The sequence below is a fragment of the Pseudomonas ovata genome, assembly GCF_003131185.1.
GTDB lineage: Bacteria > Pseudomonadota > Gammaproteobacteria > Pseudomonadales > Pseudomonadaceae > Aquipseudomonas > Aquipseudomonas ovata.
This window is the reverse complement of sequence record NZ_QFFU01000022.1, coordinates 28,662-53,396: the sequence shown is the minus strand read 5'-3', so window position 1 is coordinate 53,396 and position 24,735 is coordinate 28,662. Positions and strand designations below refer to the sequence as shown.

Below are 24,735 nucleotides of genomic sequence, written 5' to 3'. Positions count from 1 at the left end.
CCGTCTGCTTGCGCAGGCGGGGCTTTTTTCATGAGGTCGATCAGACCAGCGGTTTGCTTTCGCTGGTTTCTTCCTCAGTCAGGGCCTTGCGAGGAGCGGTCGGTTCGACCTTTTCCTCTACGGTGTCCTGTGCCACGGGAGCCTCGGTGCTGACCAGAGGCTCTACGGCTGGTGCTTCGATTGCCGCGTTTTCAACCACAGGGGCTTCGACGACAGGGGCCTCGACCGGCGCCACAGGTGCTGCCTGGTTTTCAGCTTGCAGGCGACGCTGCTCCTCCGCTTCACGCTTGCGACGACGCACTTCGCGTGGATCGTTAGGCGCGCGGCCCGAGCTGCTGACCGGCAGGGCCGGGGCTTCGACAGGGGCTGGCACGTCGACGGCAGGCGTATCGATGACCGGCGCTTCAACCACCGGGGTTTCAATGGCTGGCGTCACAACGGCTGATGCCTCGACCGCGACAGTCTCGACTACCGGTGCCTCGACGACAGCAGGGGCTTCGACGACAGGCTCGGTCTGGGCGACAGGCACGAGTTCAGCCGATTCGGTTGCCGGAGCATCGGTGATGCTGGAGGCTTCAACCTGGGCTTCGACTTCAGGTGTCGGCTCGGGTGTCGGCGTGAACCGTGCAGCAGGCTGGTCATCGGCAATCACGACCGGGGCAGGCGCTTCGGTGTTCAGCTCGACGTCTGGAACGGCCGGGCTTGCGGGTGCAGGCTCGAAACGTTCAACCACCGGCGCTTCTACCGGAACGATGTCTGCTGCAGGGGCCTGAGTAACCGGCGCCTCGCTGGCGGTGACATCTGTGACCGGCGCTTCAAAGCGGGCAGGCTCGTCGGCGGCTGGCGCTTCGGCCACTGCTGCCTGAGTGTCCACCCGGGCAGGCGCTGCAGTTTCAGTGCTGCCGGCAACCGTCTCTGCTGCAGGCTCGGTCGTTTGCACGGTAACATCACTGGCACGTTCGGCCTGTTGATGGGCATCGGCTTCGGCTGGCGCGCTAAGCACGCCGCCTGCGACGGCAGCCGTTACGACCAGGCCGGCGGCCAGGGCGTCGCTGTTGTCATCGTTACCGGCTTCTTCGCTGCCTTCAATGATGTTGCCGTTGGCATCGCGTTGACGCTCACGACGGTTGCTGCGACGACGTTGACCACGCGAGCGACGACGCGGGCGATCACCCTCGTTGCCTTCCTGCTGATCGTCGTGGGCCTGTTCTTCGCTGCTCAGAGCCTCTTCTTCAGCGGTGTCGGTGTCCTGCTCGACGCGAGGCTGACGCTCTTCACGCGGTGGGCGTGGCTGACGTTCTTCACGCGGTGCGCGCTCAGGGCGCTCTTCACGAACCGGTGCTTCGGCGCTGGGTGCAGCGACGGCATCGGCTGCCAGTGCAGCGGCGACCGGTGCGGCATCCAGTGGTTCGCGCAGTTCACGCACACGCTCTTCACGCGGCTTGCGGTCGCGAGAGTTGCGTTCTTCGCGCGGGGCGCGGGCCGGGCGTTCTTCACGCTGGCCGTTTTCTTCACGCGGTGCACGTTCCTCGCGAGGGGCACGTTCTTCGCGTGGTGCGCGCTCTTCACGAGGTGCACGTTCTTCACGTGGAGCGCGCTCTTCGCGTGGGGCGCGTTCTTCACGAGGCGCACGCTCTTCGCGTGGGGCGCGTTCTTCACGAGGCGCACGCTCTTCACGCGGGGCGCGCTCGGCACGCTCTTCGCGTGGCTTGCGCTCTTCGTCGCGACGGTTGTTGCGGCCACGGCTCTGCTGGCGACCGTTACGACGCTCGTCATTGCGTGCCGGGCGCTCGGTGGCGGCAGGCTTTTCAGCCGCGACTGGCGCGACCGGCTCCGGCTTGCTGGTGGCAAACAGGCTGACCAGCGATTTCACCAGGCCCTTGAACAGGCTGGGCTCATGCACCGGTGTCGGTGCTGCGACAGGCGCGGGGGCAGGGGCTGCCTCTTCGGCTGGCATCGGGGCGTTGGCGCGGGCCGGCGCGGTCTTGACCGCCGCTTCCTGGCGAACCAGGGTGCGTGTGGCGCTGACCTGGGGCACGACCTCTTCGACTTCGGCGGCGGCCGCAGCGATTTCGTAGCTGGTGTTGATGTTGGCGTCCGGGTTGTCGTCACGCAGGCGCTGCACTTCGAAATGCGGCGTTTCCAGATGATCGGTCGGCAGAATGACAATACGGGCGCGGGTACGCAGTTCGATCTTGGTGATCGAGTTGCGCTTTTCATTGAGCAGGAACGCTGCGACCGGAATCGGCACCTGGGCGCGGACTTCGGCGGTGCGGTCCTTCAGGGCTTCTTCTTCGATCAGGCGCAGGATGGCCAGCGACAGGGACTCGACGTCACGGATGATGCCGGTGCCGTTGCAGCGTGGGCAGACAATGCCGCTGCTTTCGCCCAGCGAAGGACGCAGGCGCTGACGGGACATTTCCAGCAGGCCGAAGCGCGAGATGCGCCCGACCTGAACGCGGGCGCGGTCGGCTTCCAGGCTTTCGCGGACTTTCTCTTCCACGGCGCGCTGGTTCTTGGCCGGCGTCATGTCGATGAAGTCGATGACGATCAGGCCGCCGATGTCACGCAGGCGCAGCTGGCGGGCGATTTCCTCGGCCGCTTCCAGGTTGGTCTGCAGGGCGGTTTCTTCGATGTCGCTGCCTTTGGTGGCGCGCGCCGAGTTGATGTCGATGGACACCAGGGCTTCGGTCGGGTCGATCACGATCGAGCCGCCGGACGGCAGTTCGACCACGCGCTGGAAGGCGGTTTCGATCTGGCTTTCAATCTGGAAGCGGTTGAACAGCGGCACGCTGTCTTCGTACAGCTTGATCTTGCTGGCGTACTGCGGCATCACCTGGCGGATGAAGGTCAGGGCTTCTTCCTGGGCCTCGATGCTGTCGATCAGGACTTCACCGATGTCCTGGCGCAGGTAGTCGCGGATGGCGCGGATGATGACATTGCTTTCCTGGTAGATCAGGAAAGGGGCGGAGCGATCCAGGGACGCTTCCTTGATGGCGGTCCACAGCTGCAGCAGGTAGTCGAGGTCCCACTGCATTTCTTCGCTGCTGCGGCCCAGGCCGGCAGTGCGTACGATCAAACCCATGTCGGCCGGTGCGATCAGGCCGTTAAGGGCCTCGCGCAGCTCGTTGCGCTCTTCGCCTTCGATGCGGCGCGAGATGCCGCCGGCACGCGGGTTGTTGGGCATCAGCACCAGGTAACGGCCGGCCAGGCTGATGAAGGTGGTCAGGGCGGCGCCCTTGTTGCCACGTTCTTCTTTCTCGACCTGAACGATGACTTCCTGGCCTTCGCTCAGGACGTCCTTGATGTTGACGCGGCCTTCAGGATTTTTCTTGAAGTATTCGCGGGAGATTTCCTTGAGGGGCAGGAAGCCGTGGCGCTCGGAGCCGAAATCGACGAAGGCGGCCTCCAGGCTTGGCTCGATGCGAGTGATGCGGCCTTTATAGATATTGGCCTTTTTCTGCTCGCGGGCACCGGACTCGATGTCCAGGTCGTAGAGGCGCTGGCCATCTACCAGGGCAACACGCAACTCTTCGGGTTGAGTTGCGTTAATCAGCATTCTTTTCATGTAGTACCGTCGGTTTCCGGGCTGCCGGAAACGGCGTTCGGCACACACGACTTCTCACGGTCGGTGTCAGAGCACGTCAGGAGTACCGGGGTACTCCAGTTTCTGGCGAAGATTCCGGCCAACAGGGCCGGAAAGTCGCAACGACGTATCCTGTTTGCTGTGGTGACATAAGGCACCCAGCCAGCAAAAGCTTGATCAGGAGGAGGAATCGGCCATCGGTAGCGGACGAGATGAAGCGTCTTGAACAGCGTTGTTGCTACACAGTCCGATGGTCGTGCGTCTCCGCCCTACACGTATCCCTGATAATTCGGGTGCTGCCGTGCGCAGAATCCGCAGCGGGTTGGCATTTACCGCGATCTTCCCGTGGAAGGTCGCGCATCATGGCTCGAGGCGTTGTTCGTAAGGCTTCGCTCAAAGCGCCCGGAAGCGACTGCACCTTGTGAACTGGCCGTGGGTTCTTCGCTCGGGAAGGCGAGTATCGACTCAGCGATCCGGCGTATTTCAGGCCTCATGTCACGCGCGCTTGTTACATTTCCAGGGGGCTTCGTTATCACCGAGAGCCTTGCAGGGCGGCCTCCCGCCCTGTGAATTGCGTTGGTCAGGGCCGGTTGTCAACCGTTTGTCCGCTGTCCGACCGCTTTTGGCGGCGTTCGCGACTATAGCAGCAATCATTAAGTGCTTCAAATCCATAAAAAATTGTTATGATTCGCGGCATGACGAATATTGCCCCCCCAACCCCCGGCGTCCAGCTGGTCGAGGTTGCGCCGGAACTTGCCGGTCAACGTATTGATAATTTCCTGATCACGTACCTGAAGGGCGTGCCCAAGACCTTGATCTACCGCATCGTGCGCAAGGGCGAAGTGCGGGTGAACAAGGGGCGCACCAAGCCCGAGTACAAGCTGCAGGCCGGTGATATCGTGCGCATTCCGCCGGTGCGGGTGCCTGAGCGTGACGAGCCGGTGCCGGTGGCACAGGCCCTGCTGCAGCGCCTGGAGGCCTCGATTGTCCATGAGGACAAGGCGCTGATCGTGATCAACAAGCCGGCGGGTATCGCCGTGCATGGCGGCAGCGGCCTGAGTTTTGGCGTGATCGAGGCTTTTCGCCAGCTGCGCCCCGATGCCAAGGAGCTGGAACTGGTCCATCGTCTGGACCGCGACACCTCAGGTCTGCTGATGATCGCCAAGAAGCGCAGCATGCTGCGGCACCTGCACGAAGCCTTGCGCGGCGACGGGGTCGACAAGCGCTACATGGCGCTGGTACGTGGCAACTGGGCGACCAGTTGCAAGCAGGTGCGCGCCCCGTTGCTCAAGAGCAACCTGCGTTCGGGCGAGCGCATGGTCGAAGTCAATGATGAAGGCAAGGAGGCCCTGACGCTGTTCAAGGTGCTGCGTCGCTTCGGCGATTTCGCCACCATGGTCGAGGCCAAGCCGGTGACCGGTCGCACCCACCAGATTCGCGTGCACACCCTGCATGCCGGGCATTGCATTGCCGGTGACACCAAGTACGGAGACGAGGATTTCTCCCGTGAGATCCGCGAACTGGGCGGCAAGCGCCTGTTCCTGCATGCCTATATGCTTAATGTACCGCTGCCCGATGGTGGTCTGCTGCAGTTGCAGGCGCCGGTCGATGAGATGTGGGCCAAGACCGTGGAGCGTTTGAGTGCGCCGTGACTATGACCTGCTGATTTTCGACTGGGACGGCACGCTGGCCGATTCCATCGGGCGTATTGTCCAGGCCATGAGCGAGGCGGCGCTGACCGGTGACATGCCGGTGCGTGACGAGCTGGCGATCAAGGGCATCATCGGCCTCGGCCTGCCCGAAGCCATTCGCACGCTGTATCCGGACATTTCTCCCAATGCGCTGCTGGATTTTCGCCAGCGCTATGCCGACAGCTACATGGCCATGGATCAGGTGGCTTCGCCGCTGTTTGACGGCGTGCTGGAATCGATGCAGGCCTTTCGCGAGGAGGGCTACCGCCTGGCGGTGGCCACCGGCAAGGCGCGGCGCGGGCTGGATCGGGTGCTGGGTGCGCATGGCTGGCTGGAGTATTTCGACATCACCCGGGCGGCCGACGAAACGGCCAGCAAGCCTGATCCGTTGATGCTGCACGAAATCATGGCGCACTGCGATGTGCCGCCCGAGCGTTCGCTGATGATTGGCGATGCTTCCTTCGACCTGTTGATGGCCCGCAATGCCGGCATGGATTCGGTGGCGGTGGGCTATGGCGCCCAGTCGCTGGAGTCGCTGCGTGCCTACCAGCCACGATTGGCCATTGAGCATTTTTCCGAACTGCGTGCCTGGTTGGGCAAGCGCAGCCACTCGCTTTTGCAGCAGGGGTAGATGAGCCATGTCTGATAAATGGAACGCACTGTCGCAGGACCGGGACGGATCGCCGGAAGACGCCAAGAGCTGGAAGCTGCTGGAGAAGACCCTGCTGGCTGGTGTTCAGGAGCAGCGCCGCAGCCGGCGCTGGGGTATTTTTTTCAAGTTTCTGACGTTTGCCTATCTGTTCACGGCGCTGATGCTGTTCATGCCGCTGTTTGGCGATAAAAAGGTATCGGGCTCGGGCAGCCACACCGCACTGATCGAGATCCAGGGCATGATCGCCGACAAGGAGTCGGCCAGTGCCGACAATATTGTCGGCAGCCTGCGTGCAGCTTTCGAGGATGCCAATACCCGTGGCGTGATCCTGCGTATCAACAGCCCCGGTGGCAGTCCGGTGCAGTCGGGCTATGTGTATGACGAGATTCGTCGCCTGCGCGCCGAGAAGCCGGCCATCAAGGTCTATGCCGTGATCAGTGACCTGGGCGCCTCGGGCGCCTACTACATTGCCAGCGCAGCCGATCAGATCTATGCCGACAAGGCCAGCCTGGTCGGTTCGATCGGTGTGACTGCGGCCGGTTTCGGCTTTGTGGGCGCAATGGAGAAGCTGGGTGTGGAGCGGCGCACCTACACCTCGGGTGAGCACAAGGCCTTTCTCGATCCGTTCCAGCCGCCCAAGGCCGATGAGGCGCAGTTCTGGCAGGAAGTGCTGGCCACCACGCACCGTCAGTTCATCGCCAGCGTCAAGCAGGGGCGTGGTGATCGCCTCAAGGACAAGGAGCATCCCGAGCTGTTCTCCGGCCTGATCTGGACCGGTGAGCAGGCCGTGGGGCTGGGCCTGGTCGATGCGCTGGGCAGTTCGAGCTATGTGGCGCGCGAAGTGATCGGGGCCAAGGACATTGTCGACTATACGATTCAGGAATCGCCGTTCGACCGGTTCTCCAAGAAATTGGGCACCAGCATCGCCGAGCGCCTGGCCATGTGGGCCGGCTTTACCGGGCCGAGCTTGCGCTAAAGCCCGGCCGCTGGTCGGGCTTTTTTATCAGGGCACGCTGACGCCTTCCTTTAACAGCATGTCGACCAGCCGGATCAACGGCAGGCCGATCAGGCTGGTGGCGTCCGTGCCTTCGGTGCTGCGAAACAGACTGATTCCCAGGCCTTCGGCCTTGAAGCTGCCGGCGCAGTCGTAGGGCTGCTCGGCGTGCAGGTAGCGCGCCAGGGTGGCGGGTTCCAGTTCGCGAAAGGTGACGCTGAACGGCACGCAATCGACCTGGCACTGGCCGGTGCGGCTGTTGAGCAGCGTCAGGCCGGTGAGGAACGTGACCCGTTTGCCGCTGGCGGACGACAGTTGCGCCAGAGCGCGCTCGAAGGTGTGGGGCTTGCCGAGGATCTGCTCGTCCAGCACGGCCACCTGGTCGGAGCCGATGATCAGGTGGTCCGGATGACTGCCTGCCAGGGCCTGGGCCTTTTCCCGGGCCAGGCGTTGCACCAGCTCGATGGCGCTCTCGTGCGGTCGGCGGCTTTCGTCGATGTCGGGCGAGCTGCAGGTGAAGGGCAGGCGCAGGCGGGCAAGCAGTTCGCGGCGGTACGGCGAGCTGGAGGCAAGAAGCAGGGAAGGCATGCGATTCTCCAAGGATTGAACGCTGAATTCTAATCAAGGCCGGTCCTTGCTGACAGGCCGAATTTCCTTTGACATGCCATGGGGTGATCCCTAGAATGCTGCGCCTATGTTGAATGACCAGATTCCACCTCACGTTGACCCTCGCAAATTGGCTGATCGCGGCACTTCCCTTGAAGGAAACGTGCAGCTGGCCGATCTGGAGAGGCTGTGCGACCCGTTGGCCGACAGTGTCGGCACGGTACAAGCGAAATTCATTTTCGAGCGAGATGAGCGCCGGTCGGTGGTTTTCCACACCCAGTTGCAGGTCGCGGTCAAAATGGTTTGCCAGCGCTGTCTTGAGCTGGTCACCCTGCCGATCCAGAGCGAATGTACCTACATCGTGGTGAAGGAGGGTGCGAATACCCAGTCGTTGCCGAAAGGTTATGACGTACTGGAACTGGGCGAAGATCCATTGGATCTGCTGGCACTGATCGAGGAGGAGCTTCTGCTCGCCTTGCCCATTGTGCCGGCTCATCAACCGGAAGAATGCCAGCAACCGGCGGGTCTCGATGAGCCCGAACCGAGCGTGGACGAGGTAACACGGTCCAACCCGTTCAGTGTATTGGCGCAGTTAAAGCGTGACCCAAACGTTTAGGAGTTAATCAATTATGGCTGTTCAGCAGAACAAAAAATCCCGCTCTGCCCGCGACATGCGCCGTTCGCACGACGCCCTCGATGCCAGCGCTCTGTCGGTTGAGAAAACCACCGGTGAAGTTCACCTGCGTCACCACGTATCGCCTGAAGGCGTTTACCGTGGCCGCAAAGTGATCGACAAGGGCGCTGACGAGTAATTTCTTGTCCGCTCCGATCATCGCGATCGACGCAATGGGCGGGGACTTCGGTCCCCGCAGCATTGTAAAGGCAAGCCTCGCCTGCCTGACTGCCAACCCCTCGCTGCATCTGGTCCTTGTCGGCCAAGCCCCCCTCCTTGAAGAACTGATCGCCCGCCAACAGGGTGTGGACCGTACGCGCCTGCACGTTGTGCATGCCAGCGAAGTTATCACCATGGATGAGCGGCCTTCCCAGGCCTTGCGCGGCAAGCCTGATTCTTCGATGCGCGTGGCGCTCGGGCTGGTGGCGGCCGGTCATGCCCAGGCGTGTGTCAGCGCCGGCAACACCGGCGCGCTGATGGCGTTGTCGCGTTTCGTGCTCAAGACCCTGCCGGGGATCGACCGACCCGCGATGGTGGGGGCGATTCCAACCCGCAGCGGCTATTGCCAGTTGCTGGACCTGGGCGCGAACGTCGACTGCAGTGCCGAAAACCTGTACCAGTTCGCCGTCATGGGGGCGGTGGCCGCCGAAGTGCTGGGCAAGCCGCGACCCAGGGTCGCACTGCTCAATGTCGGCACCGAAGACATCAAGGGCAACCAGCAGGTCCGCCAGGCGGCTGCGCTGCTGCAGGCGGCACCGATGCTCAATTACATCGGCTTCGTCGAGGGCGATGGCCTGTACCGGGGCGAGGCGGATGTGGTGGTGTGCGACGGGTTTGTCGGCAATGTGCTGCTCAAGTCCAGCGAAGGCCTGGCCACCATGATTGCCGACCGGATCGAGGCCTTGTTCACTCAGGGTGTGCTGGGCCGGATGGCGGGTGTGGTGGCCTTGCCGCTGCTGCGGCGCCTGAAAAGCGACCTTGCGCCGGCCCGGCACAATGGTGCCAGCCTCCTGGGGTTGCAGGGTATCGTGGTCAAGAGTCATGGCGCCGCCGGTGTCGACGGCTTGCAAAGCGCAATCCAGCGCGCCGTGGTGCAAGTCCAGGAAAACCTGCCGCAACGTCTTGGCGGGCGGCTTGAGGCGCTTTTGCGCGAGCGCGGGCAAATGTGACGCTGCCTGCGGGTGCGTCATCAAACCGTTCAGTCGTGCCAGTTTGCATCATGTCGTCGGTCCTGCCGGCGGCTCATTTCGAAGATAACCACTCAGGGGCCTGTTACATGTCTGCATCCCTCGCATTCGTCTTTCCGGGTCAAGGATCGCAATCGCTCGGCATGCTTGCCGAACAAGGCGCGCAGCATCCGTTGATCCTCGATACCTTTGAACAGGCGTCCGAAGCCCTGGGCTATGACCTCTGGAAACTGATTCAGGAGGGTCCGGCCGAAGACCTCAATCGCACCGACAAGACCCAGCCGGCCATTCTGACCGCCTCCATTGCCCTGTGGCATGTGTGGCTGGCCGAGGGCGGTGCCGTGCCTGCGTATGTCGCCGGTCACAGCCTGGGTGAATACAGTGCCCTGGTCGCCGCGCAAAGCCTGGCGCTGGAAGATGCCGTCAGGCTGGTCGAGCGCCGTGGCCAACTGATGCAGGAGGCCGTGCCGGCCGGGCAGGGTGGCATGGCGGCGATCCTGGGGCTGGATGATGCCGATGTCATCGCCGTGTGTGCCGAGGCGGCGCAGGGTGAAGTGGTCAGTGCGGTGAATTTCAACTCGCCAGGCCAGGTCGTCATCGCCGGCAGCGCCGAGGCAGTCAGGCGTGCGATGGAGTTGTGCAAGGCGCGAGGTGCCAAGCGTGCACTGCCGCTGCCGGTCAGCGTGCCGTCGCACTGTGAGCTGATGCGTCCTGCGGCCGAGCGTTTTGCCTCGTCTGTCGAGGCGATCGAGTGGCAGGAGCCGCGCATTGCCCTGGTGCAGAACGTCAGTGCTGCAGCCGTCACCGATCTGGCTACGCTCAAGCGTGACTTGCTGGAGCAGTTGTACAAGCCTGTGCGTTGGGTCGAGTCCATCCAGTGCCTGGCCGGTCTCGGTGTGACCCAATTGGTGGAGTGTGGCCCGGGCAAGGTGCTCGCCGGCCTGAACAAACGCTGCGCCGACGGCGTGGTGACCTACAACCTGGATACACCCGATGCCTTTGCTGCCGCCCGTGCGGCACTGGCTTGAATAAGGAGAAACCTGCATGAGTCTGCAAGGTAAAGTTGCACTGGTGACCGGCGCCAGCCGAGGTATTGGCCAGGCCATCGCCCTGGAGTTGGGGCGCAACGGTGCTGTGGTTGTCGGTACGGCGACATCCGAAGCCGGTGCAGAGTGCATCAGCGCAACCCTCAAGGAACATGGCATCGAAGGTTTCGGCCTGGCGCTGGACGTATGCAATGCCGAGTCCGTCGAAACTGTCCTGGCGACCATCCAGGCGCGGGTGGGCGTGCCGTTGATCCTGGTCAACAATGCCGGCATCACACGCGATAACCTGATGATGCGCATGAAAGACGACGAATGGCATGACGTAATCAATACCAACCTGACCAGTCTGTACCGCCTGTCCAAGGGCGTGTTGCGTGGCATGACCAAGGCGCGTTGGGGCCGAATCATCAATATTGGTTCAGTTGTCGGTGCCATGGGCAACGCCGGTCAAGTAAACTACGCTTCCGCGAAGGCTGGGCTGGAAGGTTTCAGTCGTGCCCTGGCGCGTGAGCTCGGTTCTCGTGCCGTGACCGTGAATGCGGTAGCGCCAGGCTTTATCGATACGGACATGACCCGCGAATTACCCGACGCCCAGCGTGAAGCGCTGTTGACCCAGATTCCTCTGGGTCGCCTTGGGCAGGCGCAGGAAATTGCCAACGTAGTAGCATTTCTGGCGTCCGAGGGTGCAGGCTATGTGACCGGGGCTACGATCCCGGTGAACGGCGGGATGTACATGTGAGCTGATTGCGACGGTTCGTTTCAAAAAAATGTAATACGAGCTGTCTAAAATCCGTTATAAAGCTGCAATCTTTCAGTAGGTACAGGGCCGGTGGGGAGCCGGAGGGGTGCGACAAGCTTGAAAAAGCCAAAACCTCTTCTATACACTTACCCACTGGCCAGATGCCTGAACATTTCCACTAGGAGTTAAAACTAGGTATGAGCACCATCGAAGAGCGCGTCAAGAAAATCGTTGCCGAGCAACTTGGCGTCAAGGAAGAGGAAGTGAAGAACGAGTCCTCTTTCGTTGAAGACCTGGGCGCTGACTCCCTGGACACCGTCGAGCTGGTCATGGCTCTGGAAGAGGAATTCGAAACCGAAATCCCTGACGAAGAAGCGGAAAAGATCACCACCGTTCAGGCTGCCATCGACTACGTGAACAGCCACCAGGCCTGATTCTTCGTAATCGCTGCCTGTTGTCATGGGAAAACCGCACTGCTTTTACCGGCGTGCGGTTTTTTCTTTGAAACGATGAAGATGTTTCGCCAACGAGAGAGAAGGAGAGTCCTGTGTCGCGTAGACGCGTCGTGGTCACCGGGATGGGAATGATATCGCCACTGGGCAATGATGTGCCCAGCAGTTGGCAAGGCATTCTGGCAGGCCGCAGTGGTATTGATCTGATCGAACACACTGACCTGTCGGCTTTCACTACACGCTTCGGTGGGTCGGTGAAAGGATTTGATGTCACGCAATACCTGGCGCCCAAGGAGGCGCGGCGGGTCGACCTTTTTATTCAGTATGGGCTGGCGGCCAGTTTTCAGGCAGTGCGTAACGCCGGGCTTGAAGTGACCGATGCCAACCGTGAGCGCATCGGCGTTGCCATGGGCTCGGGCATTGGCGGCCTGACCAACATCGAGAACAGCAGTCGTCTGATGCACGAGCAGGGGCCAGGGCGGATTTCTCCGTTTTTCGTGCCAGGCTCCATCATCAACATGATTTCCGGCTTCCTGTCCATCCACCTGGGTGCACAGGGACCCAACTACGCCATTTCCACGGCCTGCACCACCGGTACCCACTGCATTGGCATGGCGGCCCGCAATATTGCCTACGGTGAAGCCGACGTGATGATTGCCGGCGGCGCCGAAATGGCCGCATGCGGTCTGGGCATGGGCGGTTTCGGCGCGGCCCGTGCGTTGTCGACCCGCAATGACGAACCGGCGCGTGCCAGCCGGCCCTGGGACAAGGAGCGCGACGGTTTCGTGCTGTCCGACGGCTCGGGGGCGATGGTGCTCGAAGAGCTTGAGCACGCCAAGGCGCGTGGTGCAACCATCCTGGCCGAACTGGTCGGCTTTGGCATGAGCGGCGATGCCTTCCACATGACCTCGCCACCCGACAGTGGGGCCGGTGCTGCGCGCTGCATCACCAACGCCCTGCGTGATGCGCGGGTCAACCCCGAGCAGGTGCAGTACATCAACGCCCACGGCACCTCGACCCCGGCCGGCGACCTTGCCGAAGCCCAGGCGATCAAGAGCGTATTTGGCGATCATGCCTACCGACTGGCGGTCAGCTCCACCAAGTCGATGACCGGTCACCTGCTGGGTGCAGCCGGTGCCGTCGAGGCGATTTTCAGCGTACTGGCCTTGCTCGATCAGGTGGCGCCGCCGACCATCAACCTCGACCAGCCCGATGAAGGCTGCGACCTGGACTTCGTGGCCCATGAGGCCCGGCGTCTGCCGATCGACGTGGTTCTGTCCAACTCCTTCGGTTTTGGCGGTACCAACGGCTCGCTGGTGTTCCGTCGGTTCAGCGAGTGATGCAAGCCTGGGTCGACGGCTGCCCGGCTGACGCCCTGTCGCTGACCAGTCGGGGGCTGGCCTACGGCGATGGCCTGTTCGAGACCGTTGCCGTCAGGGCCGGTCGGCCCGTGTTGTTCGAGCGTCACCTGCAGCGCCTCGAGGCTGCCTGCGCACGGCTGGCCATCGAGCCTGACCTGTCGCGGGTGCGGGACGAGATGGTTCGCTTCGCCGCCGGACTGGATGAAGGGGTCATGAAACTGATCCTGACCCGTGGCGACAGCCTGCGCGGTTATGCCCCGGCGCCTGATGCGCCGGCACGGCGCATCCTGCAAGGATCCGCTGCCCCGTCATACCCGGCCGGACATTACGAGCAGGGCGTGCAACTGTTCGAATGCCAGACCCGCCTGGCCGAGCAGCCACTGCTGGCCGGCCTGAAGCACCTCAATCGTCTTGAACAGGTGCTGGCCCGTGCCGAATGGCGCGACCCCCGTTATGCCGAGGGGCTGATGCGCGACACCTCGGGGCGACCGGTCGAAGGGGTGTACAGCAATCTGTTCCTGATTCGTAACGGCGTGTTGCTTACTGCCGCGCTGAGCCGCTGTGGCGTGGCTGGCGTCATGCGCGGTGAACTGCTCGATCAGGCACAAACGCTGGGTATTGCGGTCGATATACGCGATCTGTCGATGTCCGACCTTGAGCAATCGGACGAACTCTTTGTGTGCAATAGCGTGTATGGCATCTGGCCGGTGCGTGGGTTTGCGCAGTTGAACTGGCCGGTCGGACCGCTCACCCGTAAACTGCAGTCTATTGCGCGCGTGCTTCTGGGTAACTGATTCGTGATCCGAAAATTACTGGTGTTGCTGGAAACTGCCGTGGTGCTGGTCGTCCTGGGGCTCGGCTATGCGCTCTGGGAGCAGAACCAGGCCTTGCATCAACCGTTGAATGTCGCCCAGGAGCGCCTGCTGGACGTGCCCAATGGCTCCACGCCGTCGGGCGTGCTCAATCGCCTTGAGGGTGAAGGCGTCATTGATGGCGCGTTCTGGCTGCGCTTGTACTGGCGCTTCAACCTCGCGGGCCAGCCCTTGCACAGCGGTGAATATCGCCTGACACCAGGCATGAGTGTCCAGGACCTGTTCGGCGTCTGGAAACGCAAGGAAGTGGTGCAATACAGCGTGACACTGGTCGAAGGCTGGAATTTTCGTCAGGTGCGTGCAGCACTTGCGCGCCAGGACAAGCTGGAGCAGACCCTGCAGGGCCTGAGCGACAGTGAACTGATGACGCGCCTCGGCTATCCGGGTGTCGTGCCCGAAGGCCGGTTCTTTCCGGACACTTACCGCTATGTGCGTGGCATGACCGATGCCGAGCTGCTCAAGCTGGCTTACAAGCGCCTTGAAGAGGTGCTGGACGACGAATGGCGACAGCGAGCCCCGGACCTGCCGTATGTCGATCCGTACCAGGCGCTGATCATGGCCTCGCTGGTCGAGAAGGAAACCGGCGTGCCCCATGAGCGTGGCCAGATTGCCGGTGTGTTCGTGCGCCGCCTGCAGATCGGCATGCTGCTGCAGACCGACCCGACCGTGATCTACGGCATGGGTGAGCGCTACAACGGCAAGATCACCCGCGCGCACCTCAAGGAACCCACGCCTTACAACACCTATGTGATTGCCGGTCTGCCGCCGACCCCGATCGCCCTGGCCGGTCGTGAAGCCATCAACGCCGCCCTGCACCCGGTAGCCGGGCGCAGTCTGTATTTCGTGGCCAAGGGCGATGGCAGCCATGTGTTTTCTGCCAGTCTGGATGAGCACAATGCCGCCGTGCGCGAGTACCAGATCAAGCGCCGCGCCGACTACCGGTCGAGCCCCGCGCCCCTGGCGCCACCGGCCACCGGTTCAACCCCTGCGCCAACCGATCCTGCCGAGGCTGAACAAGCGTCCGGCGACGAGCCGGTGGCGCCATGACCCTCAAGGATTTTTTGTGACTGGCCTGTTTATCACCCTAGAAGGCCCTGAAGGCGCCGGCAAGAGCACCAATCGTGAGTACCTGGCGGCGCAGCTGCGTGCCCAGGGTGTCGATGTGGTCATGACCCGCGAGCCGGGCGGCACGCCACTGGCCGAGCGAATTCGCGAAATTCTCCTGGCGCCCAGTGCCGAGGTGATGAGTGCCGATGCCGAACTGCTGCTGGTGTTTGCGGCGCGTGCCCAGCATGTGGCCGAGGTCATTCGCCCGGCGCTGGCGCGTGGTGCGGTCGTGTTGTGCGATCGGTTTACCGATGCCACCTACGCCTATCAGGGCGGTGGGCGCGGCCTGTCTCATGAGCGCATCGCCATTCTCGAGCAGTTTGTGCAAGGCGCATTGCGACCCAACCTGACCCTGGTATTCGACCTGCCGGTGGAAATCGGTCTGTCGCGGGCAGCGGCCCGGGGTCGGCTGGATCGCTTCGAGCAGGAAGGCCGGGCGTTTTTCGAGGCGGTGCGCAACACCTACCTGCAACGCGCACACGCTGAACCTGCACGCTATCAACTGATCGATGCCGCGCAGTCGCTCGAACAGGTCCAGCGCTCGCTCGATGCGCTGCTGCCCGCCTTGCTGGACCGTTGCCGTGGCTGAGGCCTACCCCTGGCAAGATGCGCTGTGGAAGCAACTGGCCGGCCGCCCCCGGCATGCGCATGCCTACCTGTTGCACGGACCGGCCGGTATCGGCAAGCGGGCCCTGGCCGAGCGGTTGATGGCGCACCTGCTGTGTCAGCGGCCCGAGGCGCTCAAGGCCTGTGGGCAGTGCAAGTCGTGCCTGTTGCTGGTCGCCGGCAGCCATCCTGACAATTACATCCTGGAGCCTGAAGAGGCCGACAAACCCATCAAGGTCGATCAGGTGCGCGACCTGGTGAGCTTCGTGGTGCAGACGGCACAGATGGGCGGGCGCAAGGTCGTGCTCATCGAGCCGGTCGAGGCGATGAACATCAATGCTGCCAATGCCTTGCTCAAAAGCCTGGAAGAGCCTTCGGGCAACACCGTGCTGCTGCTGGTCAGTCACCAGCCGAGCCGTTTGCTGCCCACCATCAAGAGTCGCTGCGTGCAACAGGCCTGCCCCCTGCCGGGCGAGCGCATGAGCCTGGACTGGTTGCAGGCAGCCCTGCCGGATGCCGGTGAGTCACTGCGGATCGAGTTGCTGACCCTGGCCGCCGGTTCGCCGCTGCTGGCGGTCAAGCTGCAGGCCCAGGGCGTCAGTGAGCAGCGGGCGCTGGTGGTCGACGGCGTCAAGAAACTGCTCAAGCAGCAGCAATCACCGACCCAGTTGGCCGAAGCCTGGAAAGACGTGCCGTTGTTGCTGCTGTTCGACTGGTTCTGCGACTGGTCGTACCTGATGCTGCGCTACCAGTTGACCCAGGACGAAGAGGGCCTGGGCCTGGCGGACATGCGCAAGGTGGTGCAATACCTGGCGCAGAAGTCGACGCGCAACAAAGTGCTGGCCATGCAGGACTGGGTACTGGCCCAGCGCCAGAAGGTCATGGGCAAGGCCAATCTCAATCGCGTGCTGCTGCTCGAAGCCTTGCTGGTGCAGTGGGCAGGCTTGCCCGGACAAGGGTAGACTGCGTTGAATGTCACCTTGAGGAGCTGCAATGAGCTTGCCGATCAGTCCTGGTCCGCGTAACGGCATTCTGTCCTTGACCATCAAGGACAAGTCCGTGCTGTATGCCGCCTACATGCCCTTCGTCAAGAACGGTGGCCTGTTCATCCCGACGGGCAAGAACTACAAGCTGGGTGACGAGGTGTTCATGCTGCTCAACCTGATGGACGAGCCGGAAAAAGTCCCGGTCGCCGGGCGCGTGATCTGGATCACGCCCAAGGGCGGACAGGGCAACCGCGCCGCCGGCGTCGGTGTGCAATTCAGCGACGGTGACAATACCGCCCGCAACCTGATCGAAACCCATCTGGCCGGTGCCCTGAAGTCCGACCGTCCCACCCACACGATGTAGTTGTGTCCTTGCCCATGCTTGTAGATTCCCATTGTCACCTTGATCGCCTTGACCTGACCTCGCACGCGGGGTCGCTGGACGCTGCGCTGGAGGCCGCCCGCGCCCGCGGCGTCGGCCACTTTCTATGCATCGGCGTCAGTGCCGACAACGCCGCCGTGGTCAAGGCCGTGGCCGAGCGCTACAGCGATGTCGACTGTTCGGTGGGCATTCATCCGCTGGACGTGACACCGGGCGGGGCGCCAGCCTTGCAGTGGCTGTTGAGCGAACTGGATCACCCCAGGGTGGTGGCCATCGGTGAAACCGGTCTGGATTACCATTACGAGCCCGAGGCGGCCGAGGTGCAACAGGACTCGTTTCGCCTGCACCTTCAGGCTGCGCAAGTCACCGGCAAGCCGGTGATCGTGCATACCCGTGCGGCCCGTAGCGACACCCTCGCGCTGCTGCGCGAAGCCGCGTTGCCGCAGGCCGGCGTGCTGCATTGTTTTACCGAGGATTGGGAGATGGCCAAGGCTGCCCTGGACCTGGGCTTTTACATCTCGCTGTCCGGCATCGTGACCTTCCGCAATGCCGATGCCTTGCGCGATGTCGCGCGCCAGGTGCCGGCCGATCGCTTGCTGGTCGAGACCGACTCGCCTTATCTGGCGCCGATTCCCTATCGTGGCAAGCCCAACCTGCCGCAATACGTGCGTGAAGTGGCCGAGTTTCTGGCCATGCTACGCGGCGAACCCTATGAGCGTTTTGCCGAGCAGACCACCGCCAACTTTGCCCGCTTGTTCCCCCTGGCCCGAGTGCAGGCCTGAAGCCTGCCGCACAAGCCGTAAACCGCAGGCAAAAAGAAACCCGGGTTCTGGGGGGGGAATCCGGGTTCAAGACCATTAGGAGTAAAACAAAGGCAGGGTCATCCATGGTTGCCTTTACTGGCGCGACATTTGGGGGAATGCGCACCAACGCTTTAAGTATTGATGAGGATACGATGGCGTCCAGTCGTCTTTGATCATTTTTTAAACAGTTTTGGAATAGCAAACCATCGCTTCAGAGCTTGATGAATGGTCTGTAGGCCACTCATCGGCGCTTGTGGGCGGTTTTTCAGGGCGCTTTGGCGTGCCGTTTTATGTGAGGCGATGAAAAATGGAGTTTTCCAACGGCTTTCTGCTCAGCCTGTCGTTATGCCTGGACATTGGCCTGGCCAATATCGCCATGATGACCCTGGCCATGCAACGTGGTTTTTCCAAGGGCTTATGGCTGGGCATTGGCACCTGTTTCGGTGACCTGGCCTATGCGGTGCTGGCCATGACCGGCATGGCGGTGCTGTTGCAGTATGAGGCGGTGCGTTATGTGTTGTGGCTGGGCGGCACGGCGGTGCTGACCTGGTTCTGCATCAAGATGATCATGAGCGCGATGTCGGCCACGGCGGTGTTGCAGACCCCGGAGCGTGTCGGCAACGACAGCAATCGCACCTTGTTCTTTCGCGGCATTTTCCTGGCCATGTCGTCACCGACCGCCATTTTGTGGTTCGCTGCAGTGGGTGGGGCGATCATTGCCCGCCAGGGGGCAGACCTGGGCGGCGCGTCGGCTTTTCTGAGCGGGTTCTTCATGGCCGGGCTTTGCTGGTCGTTTGCCTTGTGCGCATTGGCCCACCAGGGTGGACGCTTGCTCGGCGAGCGCATGCTCAAGTGGTCGTATATCGCCTCGGCATTGATTTTTGCCTACTTCGCCATTTATGTCGTCGTGACCGGCTACATGGAGTTCATTGGCGGCGCGTCGCCGGTTTTTGCGCACTGACACCTTGAATGTGGGCTGAAACACCGGCAGATTTGCCGGTTGCGCACTGTCGCAGCGCGTGGATGATCCGTGCAATTTCGCGCCAGACAGGCATAATACCGGGCTTCGATTTAAGCCTTGCAGATTGACTCACTATGCAAAAAGAACCTCGAAAGGTCCGTGAATTTCGCCGTCGTGAGCAGGAAATCCTCGACACTGCGCTAAAGCTGTTTCTGGAACAGGGCGAAGACAGCGTCACCGTCGAAATGATTGCCGACGCGGTCGGCATCGGCAAAGGGACGATCTACAAGCACTTCAAATCCAAGGCTGAAATCTACCTGCGCCTGATGCTTGATTATGAGCGCGACCTGAATACGCTGCTGCATTCGGCCGATGTCGACAAGGACAAGGAAGCGCTGTCGCGCGCCTATTTCGAATTCCGTATGCGTGACCCGCAGCGTTACCGGTTGTTTGATCGTCTTGAAGAAAAGGTCGTCAAGGGCAATCAGGTGCCCGAACTGGTCGAAGAACTGCACCGCATCCGCGCGTCCAACTTCGAGCACCTGACCCTGCTGATCAAGGGACGGATCAACGAAGGCAAGCTTGAAGACGTTCCCCCGTATTTCCATTACTGCGCGGCGTGGGCGCTGGTGCACGGCGCCGTGGCGCTGTACCACTCGCCGTTCTGGAGCAATGTGCTCGAAGACCAGGAGGGGTTTTTCCAGTTCCTGATGGACATTGGCGTGCGCATGGGCAACAAGCGCAAGCGTGATGCCGACAGCCATCCTGAGCCAGCACTCGATCCTGCCGATAAATAAGGCGGCCGGTCGAATCTGTCTGCAATCCGGGTGGAAATGGCGCGGAAGCTGCATCAGGCGACCATTCGCCGGTTTTTCGTCACCGGCCTCTGGGAGGAATATGATGCGTAGCCTGGTCTTGCTGCTGGCGCTTGTGGCGCTGGGCGGTTGCATGAAAGTGAGTGACATGGGGGAGGGGGTGCGCGAGCAGTTCAGCGATGCCGGCCTGCTCGATCATAGCCAGACCCGGCGCACCAGCAACTTTCGCCTGCAACCCGACTCCTTCATCTACATCGCTCAGGGCGCTTTCGTGCCGCCTGGCAAGGCTTACCCGCGCCCCAATGTGGTGGCTGAAGAGGCCTTCGATAACTTTGTTGAGTTCTTTCCCATGGTCCGCCGTGCTCGTGGGCCGCTCGGCCTTGACGATGCCTTGACCGAGGCGCGCAGTGCCGGTGCTCACTATCTGCTCTACGCGCGTTTTGCCAGGGCTGACGACCGGATCGGCACCTATGATCAGTGGGCAGACGAAGAAGCACTGGATCGCATGGGCATCGACAGCGGCGTCATCCAGTTGATGCTGGTTGAAACCAGTACGCGTTATCTGATCGACAGCGCCCGTATTCGCAGTCGCGGCGGATTGCTGACGCTTTACGATACCCGTCCTGAAGATTTGCTTGGTCCGCCCCTGGAAGACTACGCTCGCAGTCTGTTGGGACTTTCCCGTTAGGACTCATCATGAGTGATTCAGGCAAGGTTAACGATCTGCTGGGGCAGATTCCGAAAAGTGGTGCATTGCCGCCGGTGCACCTGTGGAATCCGGCATTCTGCGGTGATATCGACATGCGTATCGCTCGCGACGGCACTTGGTACTACCTGGGCTCGCCCATTAGTCGCAAGCCGATGGTGCGGCTGTTTTCCCGGATCATTCGCCGCGACGGTGATGATTATTTCCTGGTCACGCCGGTGGAAAAGGTCGGCATCCAGGTCGATGACGCACCCTTCGTGGCCGTGATCCTGCAGGTGACGGGCGAAGGTGAAACCCAGGTCCTGCGCTTGCTGACCCACGTCGACGATGAAGTCGAAGTCGGCCCCGGTCATCCCTTGCGTGTTCACACCGACCCGCTGACCCAGGAGCCTGCGCCGTATGTGCTGGTGCGTGACAACCTCGAGGCCCTGATTCATCGCAATGTGTTCTACCAACTGGTCGAGCTGGCGGTGGTGCGTGAGATCGACGGCCAGCGCTGGCTGGGTGTCTGGAGCCATGGGGCCTTTTTCTGCCTCGGCCTGGAGCCGTGACCTCGTTTGCCTGACAGGCGTTGCCCGCGTAAAGTGCCGCTCCCTGTTTTTTCCTGAGGTTTTTGCATGAGCCAGTCCTTTGATATCGCCGTGATTGGCGCCACCGGTACTGTCGGCGAAACCATTGTCCAGATTCTTGAAGAGCGCGATTTTCCGGTGGGTGAGCTGCATTTGCTCGCCAGCGCCGAATCTGCCGGCAGTTCAGTGCCCTTTCGCGGCAAGAACGTACGAGTGCGTGAAGTCGATGCCTTCGATTTTTCTCGCGTGCGCCTGGCGTTTTTCGCCGCCGGTCCCGCCGTCAGCCTGAGTTTTGCCCCGCGTGCGCTGCAAGCGGGCTGCTCGGTGGTCGATTTGTCCGGTGCTTTCCCGGCTGACCAGGCGCCGCAGGTGGTGCCTGAAATCAATGCGGCACGACTGGCGGGCCTGTCGGGTGCGTGCCTGGTGGCCAGTCCGAGTCCGTCGGCCACTGCGCTGGCCCTGGTCCTGGCACCCTTGCAGGATTTGCTGGACATTCAGCGCGTCGATGTCACGGCCTGCCTGGCCGTCTCTACCGTGGGCCGCGAAGGCGTCAGCGAGCTGGCACGCCAGACCGCCGAATTGCTCAATGTCCGTCCACTGGAACCGCGCTTTTTTGATCGCCAGGTGGCTTTCAACGTGCTTGCGCAGGTGGGCACGCCCGATGCCGACGGTCATGTGGCCCTGGAAAAACGCCTGATCCTGGAGTTGCGCCAACTGCTGGGTCTGCCTTTGCTGAAGGTTGCGGCCAGTTGCGTTCAGGTCCCTGTGTTTTTTGGCGACAGCTTCAGCGTTTCGCTGCAAGGCGCCAGGGATGTCGACCTGCAGGCCATCAATGAACGCCTTGAGGCGGCAGCCGGGATCGAGTGGGTCGAGGCGGGTGACTATCCAACGCCGGTAGGCGACGCAGTGGGTCAGGATGTGGTCTATGTTGGTCGGGTGCGTGGCTCGATGGACGACCCCAAGCAGCTCGGTTTGTGGCTTGTGTCAGATAATGCACGCAAAGGTGCTGCGCTCAATGCTGTGCAGTTGGGTGAATTGTTGATAAAAGACCATGTGTAAAAGATACTTGTCGGTAATTTGCAGAAATACTCTAGCAACAACACGCTTTAGACCCATTGCGGAACTAAGTTCTTCAGCTTCGGGGAATATTTAACAAGGGATGGGCTATGGTTCAGGTTCGTAAACTGGTAGTAGCAATCGCTGCAGCTTCGGCACTGTCATCGGGCATGGTGCATGCGTTGGGGCTTGGTGAGTTGTCGGTCAAGTCGACCCTGAACCAGCCACTGCTGGCTGAAATCGAGCTGACGGATGCGAAGGGCATCAACGCCTCGCAACTGGTGCCCAGCCTGGGCACGACGGCCGATTTCGCCCAGGCAGGCGTGACCCGGCAGGCCTTTCTCAGTGACCTGACCTTTACCCCGGTGATCAATCCCGGTGGCAAGAGCGTCTTGCGCATTACTTCCAGCAAGCCGGTGCGTGATCCTTACGTAAAGTTTCTGGTACAGGTCCTGTGGCCCAATGGCCGTGCTCAGCGTGAGTACAGCCTGCTGCTGGACCCGCCCAAATTCGAAACGGCTGCCGCGCCTGCCGAGAAGCCGGCAGCCGTGCCTGCGGCGGCCGCCCCGCAACTGCCATCGGTGACACCGCCGGTGGCTGCACCGGCACCGCAAGCCCCGGCGGCCGCTGCGGCAGCGCCTGCCGAGGCGCCTTTGCCGGCACCGAGCGCCGACAAGGCGGCCCGCTACGTCACCTCCAACAACGATACCCTGTGGGAAATCGCGGCGAAGGTGCGCAATGGCGGCACCATTCAACAGACCATGCTGGCCATCCAGGCACTGAATCCGGATGCGTTCATCGATGGCAATATCAACCGCCTCAAGAAAGGCCAGGTCTTGCGCTTGCCGACTGCGCCGCAGGCCACCGCCTTGCCGCAAAGCCAGGCCGTGGCCGAAGTGGCCCAGCAATACCGCGCCTGGCGCGAAGGCCGCAGGACGCCTGCCGGCAGTCGTCAGGTGGATGCCACTCGCCGCGCCAGTGCAGGCGCAGCCCCCGCCCAGGTCGAAGCCAGGGATAACCTCAGCCTGGTCGCGGCCGGCCCCGCCGCCCAGAAAGGCGCGGCGGCCGATGCCGACCTGGCCAACAAGCTGGCGGTGACCCAGGAAGCGCTCGACACCACGCGTCGTGACAATGCCGAGCTGCAAAGCCGCATGGGCGATCTGCAGAGCCAGCTCGACAAGCTGCAGCGCCTGATGGAACTCAAGAACGATCAACTGGCCAAGATGCAGGCCGGAGCCAACGCACCGGCCGCGCCGGCCACCCCGGCTGTCGCACCGTTGCCGGCCACTGCTGTCGATGCCGCCGGTGCGCCGATCAAGCCGGCCGGTGAGGTTGCACCTGAAGACGCCCTGGCGGCAGCCCAGGTGGCCACACCACCAGCCGATCAGCCGCTGGCGGTGGAGCCTGTGGCTGCCGAGCCTGAATCCGATCCGCTCAAGGCCGTGCTCGACAACCCGGTGATGCTTGGCCTGATTGGCGGTGCCGCCTTGCTGGTCCTGGCCTTGCTGCTGCTGTTTCTGGCGCGTCGTCGCAATGCCAAGGCCGAGAAAGACAAGCACAAGCGCATGGCGCGTGCCCTGGCCGAAGAAGCGCAGTTCACCAACGACATGGAACTCAATGCGCCGGCCGACAGCTTCGATGGCCTGGACGTCGCTTCGCCCAGCTACAAAATGGCCCCGGCTGCCGTGGCCGCCGCTGCTGCCAATGCCTCGCGCGACCGACCGACCGATCCTCTGGTGCAAGCCGAGATCCATATTGCCTATGGCCGCATGAACCAGGCTGTGGAACTGCTGGAAGAGTCGGTCAGAGAAGAGCCGCAGCGCGACGATCTGCGTCTGAAACTGATGGAAATCTACGCCGAGCAAGGCAACCACAAGGCGTTCGCGGCTCATGAACGAAAGCTGGTGGCGGCGGGAAAGCTTCAAGCTGAGGCCGGGCCGGCGCTGGCGCCGGCCGTTGTGCCATTGCCTGTAGAGCCTAAAGTGGCCGATACCGCAGCGCCTGTGGCCGCCGTTGCCGCTGCCGCCGCAGTCGCCGCCACTACGGCGGCGCTGTCGACGGAACTGGATGCCAAGTACCTGGAAGAACTGCTGGCCGATGACGAGCCCGAGCAGGCGCCGGTGGTCGAGCCAGTCGTTGAGCCGCCAGCCGTGGCGCAGGACGAGGCTGAAGTCGACCCGCTGGAAAACGAGTTTGACCTGAGCCTGGATGCCCTTGAGTCGGCGCCTGAAGATCATGTGGTCACGGTGGACGACCTGGATGACCTGCTGCTCGACGACGCGCCAGGTGCCAGCGATACGCCGGTCATGGACGAGCCGCTGTCAGCGGTGAGCCCCGAGCCTGACAATCTGTCGGACTTCGACCTTGATCTGGCCGACGATGATCCGGTGCTCAGTCACGAGGACGATTTCCTGGCAGGCTTGGGTGAAGATCCGCTGGACCTGGGTGCGAGCGAGCCTGAGCACGCCAACGTTGACCTGGAACTGCCCGAGGATTTCGACCTGTCTTTGGCCGACGAAATTGAAACCGAGCACGCCAGCGAAGCCTTTGCCTCCGAGATCGACGACGTCAATGCCGAACTCGATCGTCTGTCGCAGAGCCTGGAGAACCCACCGCTCGAAGAACAGGCCTTCACGCGCAACGAGCCGGCGCCTTTCACCAGCGACGATGCGTTGGCCTTCGATGACGAGCCTGAATTCGATTTTCTTTCAGGCACCGACGAGGCGGCAACCAAGCTGGACCTGGCACGGGCTTATATCGACATGGGCGATGCCGACGGCGCGCGCGACATTCTTGGCGAAGTAGTCGACGAGGGTGACGAAGGGCAGAAAAGCGAAGCGCGGGAGCTGTTGGCAGGCCTGACCTGACATCATGCATCGGGGCGG

The 24,735-nt window shown here is 62.2% G+C and carries 24 protein-coding genes; 22 read left to right on the top strand and 2 right to left on the bottom strand.

The window, feature by feature from the left end; all coding sequences use genetic code 11:
• Positions 1-40 precede the first annotated feature (40 nt).
• Positions 41-3,568 carry a ribonuclease E gene (gene rne / locus DGA31_RS22880; RefSeq protein ID WP_421958004.1) on the bottom strand — a complete coding sequence of 1,176 codons (3,528 nt, stop codon included), beginning with the start codon at positions 3,566-3,568 and terminating at the stop codon, positions 41-43.
• Positions 3,569-4,281: 713 nt separating this feature from the next.
• On the opposite strand from rne, the gene rluC reads away from it, so the two are divergent.
• Genes rluC through DGA31_RS22865 form a run of 3 tightly spaced genes read left to right on the top strand, consistent with a single transcriptional unit; the run spans position 4,282 to position 6,905 of the window.
• A complete protein-coding gene (rluC, locus tag DGA31_RS22875; RefSeq protein ID WP_056836890.1) occupies positions 4,282-5,238 on the top strand; it encodes a 23S rRNA pseudouridine(955/2504/2580) synthase RluC in 957 nt (318 codons plus the stop codon).
• Positions 5,228-5,908 carry an HAD-IA family hydrolase gene (locus tag DGA31_RS22870; RefSeq protein ID WP_109514076.1) on the top strand — a complete coding sequence of 227 codons (681 nt, stop codon included), beginning with the start codon at positions 5,228-5,230 and terminating at the stop codon, positions 5,906-5,908. Before rluC ends, DGA31_RS22870 begins: the two co-directional genes overlap by 11 nt.
• Positions 5,909-5,915: 7 nt before the next feature.
• The gene (locus tag DGA31_RS22865; protein ID WP_109514075.1) at positions 5,916-6,905 is read left to right on the top strand and encodes a S49 family peptidase; all 990 of its coding nucleotides are present in this window, start codon (positions 5,916-5,918) and stop codon (positions 6,903-6,905) included.
• A gap of 27 nt (positions 6,906-6,932) precedes the next feature.
• On the opposite strand, the gene DGA31_RS22860 is transcribed toward DGA31_RS22865, so the two are convergent.
• Positions 6,933-7,511 (bottom strand): Maf family protein, encoded by a 579-nt coding sequence (locus DGA31_RS22860; protein WP_109514074.1) that lies wholly within the window; start codon positions 7,509-7,511, stop codon positions 6,933-6,935.
• Positions 7,512-7,617: 106 nt separating this feature from the next.
• Between DGA31_RS22860 and DGA31_RS22855 the strand changes: the two genes are divergently transcribed.
• The 19 genes from DGA31_RS22855 to DGA31_RS22765 all read left to right on the top strand — a co-directional run bounded on the left by DGA31_RS22855 (position 7,618) and on the right by DGA31_RS22765 (position 24,717).
• On the top strand, positions 7,618-8,145 hold the full coding sequence (locus DGA31_RS22855) for a YceD family protein (protein WP_056836855.1): 528 nt from the start codon (positions 7,618-7,620) through the stop codon (positions 8,143-8,145).
• Positions 8,146-8,158: 13 nt separating this feature from the next.
• Entirely contained in the window at positions 8,159-8,341 is a 183-nt protein-coding gene (gene rpmF / locus DGA31_RS22850) for a 50S ribosomal protein L32 (RefSeq protein WP_056836854.1), read from the top strand.
• Positions 8,342-8,345: 4 nt separating this feature from the next.
• Positions 8,346-9,371 (top strand): phosphate acyltransferase PlsX, encoded by a 1,026-nt coding sequence (gene plsX / locus DGA31_RS22845; protein WP_082481438.1) that lies wholly within the window; start codon positions 8,346-8,348, stop codon positions 9,369-9,371.
• Positions 9,372-9,478: 107 nt separating this feature from the next.
• Positions 9,479-10,417: an ACP S-malonyltransferase gene (fabD, locus tag DGA31_RS22840; protein ID WP_109514073.1), complete on the top strand. Its 939-nt coding sequence runs from the start codon at positions 9,479-9,481 to the stop codon at positions 10,415-10,417.
• A gap of 16 nt (positions 10,418-10,433) precedes the next feature.
• The gene (fabG, locus tag DGA31_RS22835; protein ID WP_109514072.1) at positions 10,434-11,174 is read left to right on the top strand and encodes a 3-oxoacyl-ACP reductase FabG; all 741 of its coding nucleotides are present in this window, start codon (positions 10,434-10,436) and stop codon (positions 11,172-11,174) included.
• Between the two features lie 197 nt (positions 11,175-11,371).
• Positions 11,372-11,608, top strand: a complete 237-nt coding sequence (gene acpP / locus DGA31_RS22830; RefSeq protein WP_010223225.1) for an acyl carrier protein — start codon at positions 11,372-11,374, stop codon at positions 11,606-11,608.
• Between the two features lie 113 nt (positions 11,609-11,721).
• Positions 11,722-12,966, top strand: coding sequence for a beta-ketoacyl-ACP synthase II (gene fabF / locus DGA31_RS22825; protein WP_056836845.1), 1,245 nt, complete (start codon positions 11,722-11,724; stop codon positions 12,964-12,966).
• Entirely contained in the window at positions 12,966-13,781 is an 816-nt protein-coding gene (gene pabC, locus DGA31_RS22820; protein ID WP_109514071.1) for an aminodeoxychorismate lyase, read from the top strand. Before fabF ends, pabC begins: the two co-directional genes overlap by 1 nt.
• Before the next feature lie 3 nt (positions 13,782-13,784).
• Positions 13,785-14,906 carry an endolytic transglycosylase MltG gene (gene mltG, locus DGA31_RS22815; RefSeq protein ID WP_056836842.1) on the top strand — a complete coding sequence of 374 codons (1,122 nt, stop codon included), beginning with the start codon at positions 13,785-13,787 and terminating at the stop codon, positions 14,904-14,906.
• 16 nt (positions 14,907-14,922) lie between these two features.
• A complete protein-coding gene (gene tmk, locus DGA31_RS22810) occupies positions 14,923-15,555 on the top strand; it encodes a dTMP kinase (RefSeq protein ID WP_109514070.1) in 633 nt (210 codons plus the stop codon).
• Entirely contained in the window at positions 15,548-16,534 is a 987-nt protein-coding gene (locus DGA31_RS22805; RefSeq protein ID WP_056836837.1) for a DNA polymerase III subunit delta', read from the top strand. Before tmk ends, DGA31_RS22805 begins: the two co-directional genes overlap by 8 nt.
• A 31-nt stretch (positions 16,535-16,565) precedes the next feature.
• Positions 16,566-16,922, top strand: a complete 357-nt coding sequence (locus tag DGA31_RS22800) for a PilZ domain-containing protein (protein WP_056836836.1) — start codon at positions 16,566-16,568, stop codon at positions 16,920-16,922.
• 14 nt (positions 16,923-16,936) lie between these two features.
• On the top strand, positions 16,937-17,722 hold the full coding sequence (locus DGA31_RS22795) for a TatD family hydrolase (protein WP_056836834.1): 786 nt from the start codon (positions 16,937-16,939) through the stop codon (positions 17,720-17,722).
• Between the two features lie 328 nt (positions 17,723-18,050).
• A complete protein-coding gene (locus tag DGA31_RS22790) occupies positions 18,051-18,704 on the top strand; it encodes a LysE family translocator (protein WP_056836831.1) in 654 nt (217 codons plus the stop codon).
• A gap of 134 nt (positions 18,705-18,838) precedes the next feature.
• The gene (locus DGA31_RS22785) at positions 18,839-19,501 is read left to right on the top strand and encodes a TetR/AcrR family transcriptional regulator (RefSeq protein ID WP_056836830.1); all 663 of its coding nucleotides are present in this window, start codon (positions 18,839-18,841) and stop codon (positions 19,499-19,501) included.
• A 103-nt stretch (positions 19,502-19,604) separates the two neighbouring features.
• Positions 19,605-20,207, top strand: coding sequence for a DUF4823 domain-containing protein (locus DGA31_RS22780; protein WP_056836828.1), 603 nt, complete (start codon positions 19,605-19,607; stop codon positions 20,205-20,207).
• Between the two features lie 8 nt (positions 20,208-20,215).
• The gene (locus tag DGA31_RS22775; protein ID WP_056836825.1) at positions 20,216-20,776 is read left to right on the top strand and encodes a DUF1285 domain-containing protein; all 561 of its coding nucleotides are present in this window, start codon (positions 20,216-20,218) and stop codon (positions 20,774-20,776) included.
• A 66-nt stretch (positions 20,777-20,842) separates the two neighbouring features.
• Positions 20,843-21,853 carry an aspartate-semialdehyde dehydrogenase gene (locus tag DGA31_RS22770; protein WP_109514069.1) on the top strand — a complete coding sequence of 337 codons (1,011 nt, stop codon included), beginning with the start codon at positions 20,843-20,845 and terminating at the stop codon, positions 21,851-21,853.
• 107 nt (positions 21,854-21,960) lie between these two features.
• A complete protein-coding gene (locus DGA31_RS22765) occupies positions 21,961-24,717 on the top strand; it encodes a motility hub landmark protein FimV (RefSeq protein WP_109514068.1) in 2,757 nt (918 codons plus the stop codon).
• The last annotated feature ends 18 nt before the right edge of the window (positions 24,718-24,735 follow it).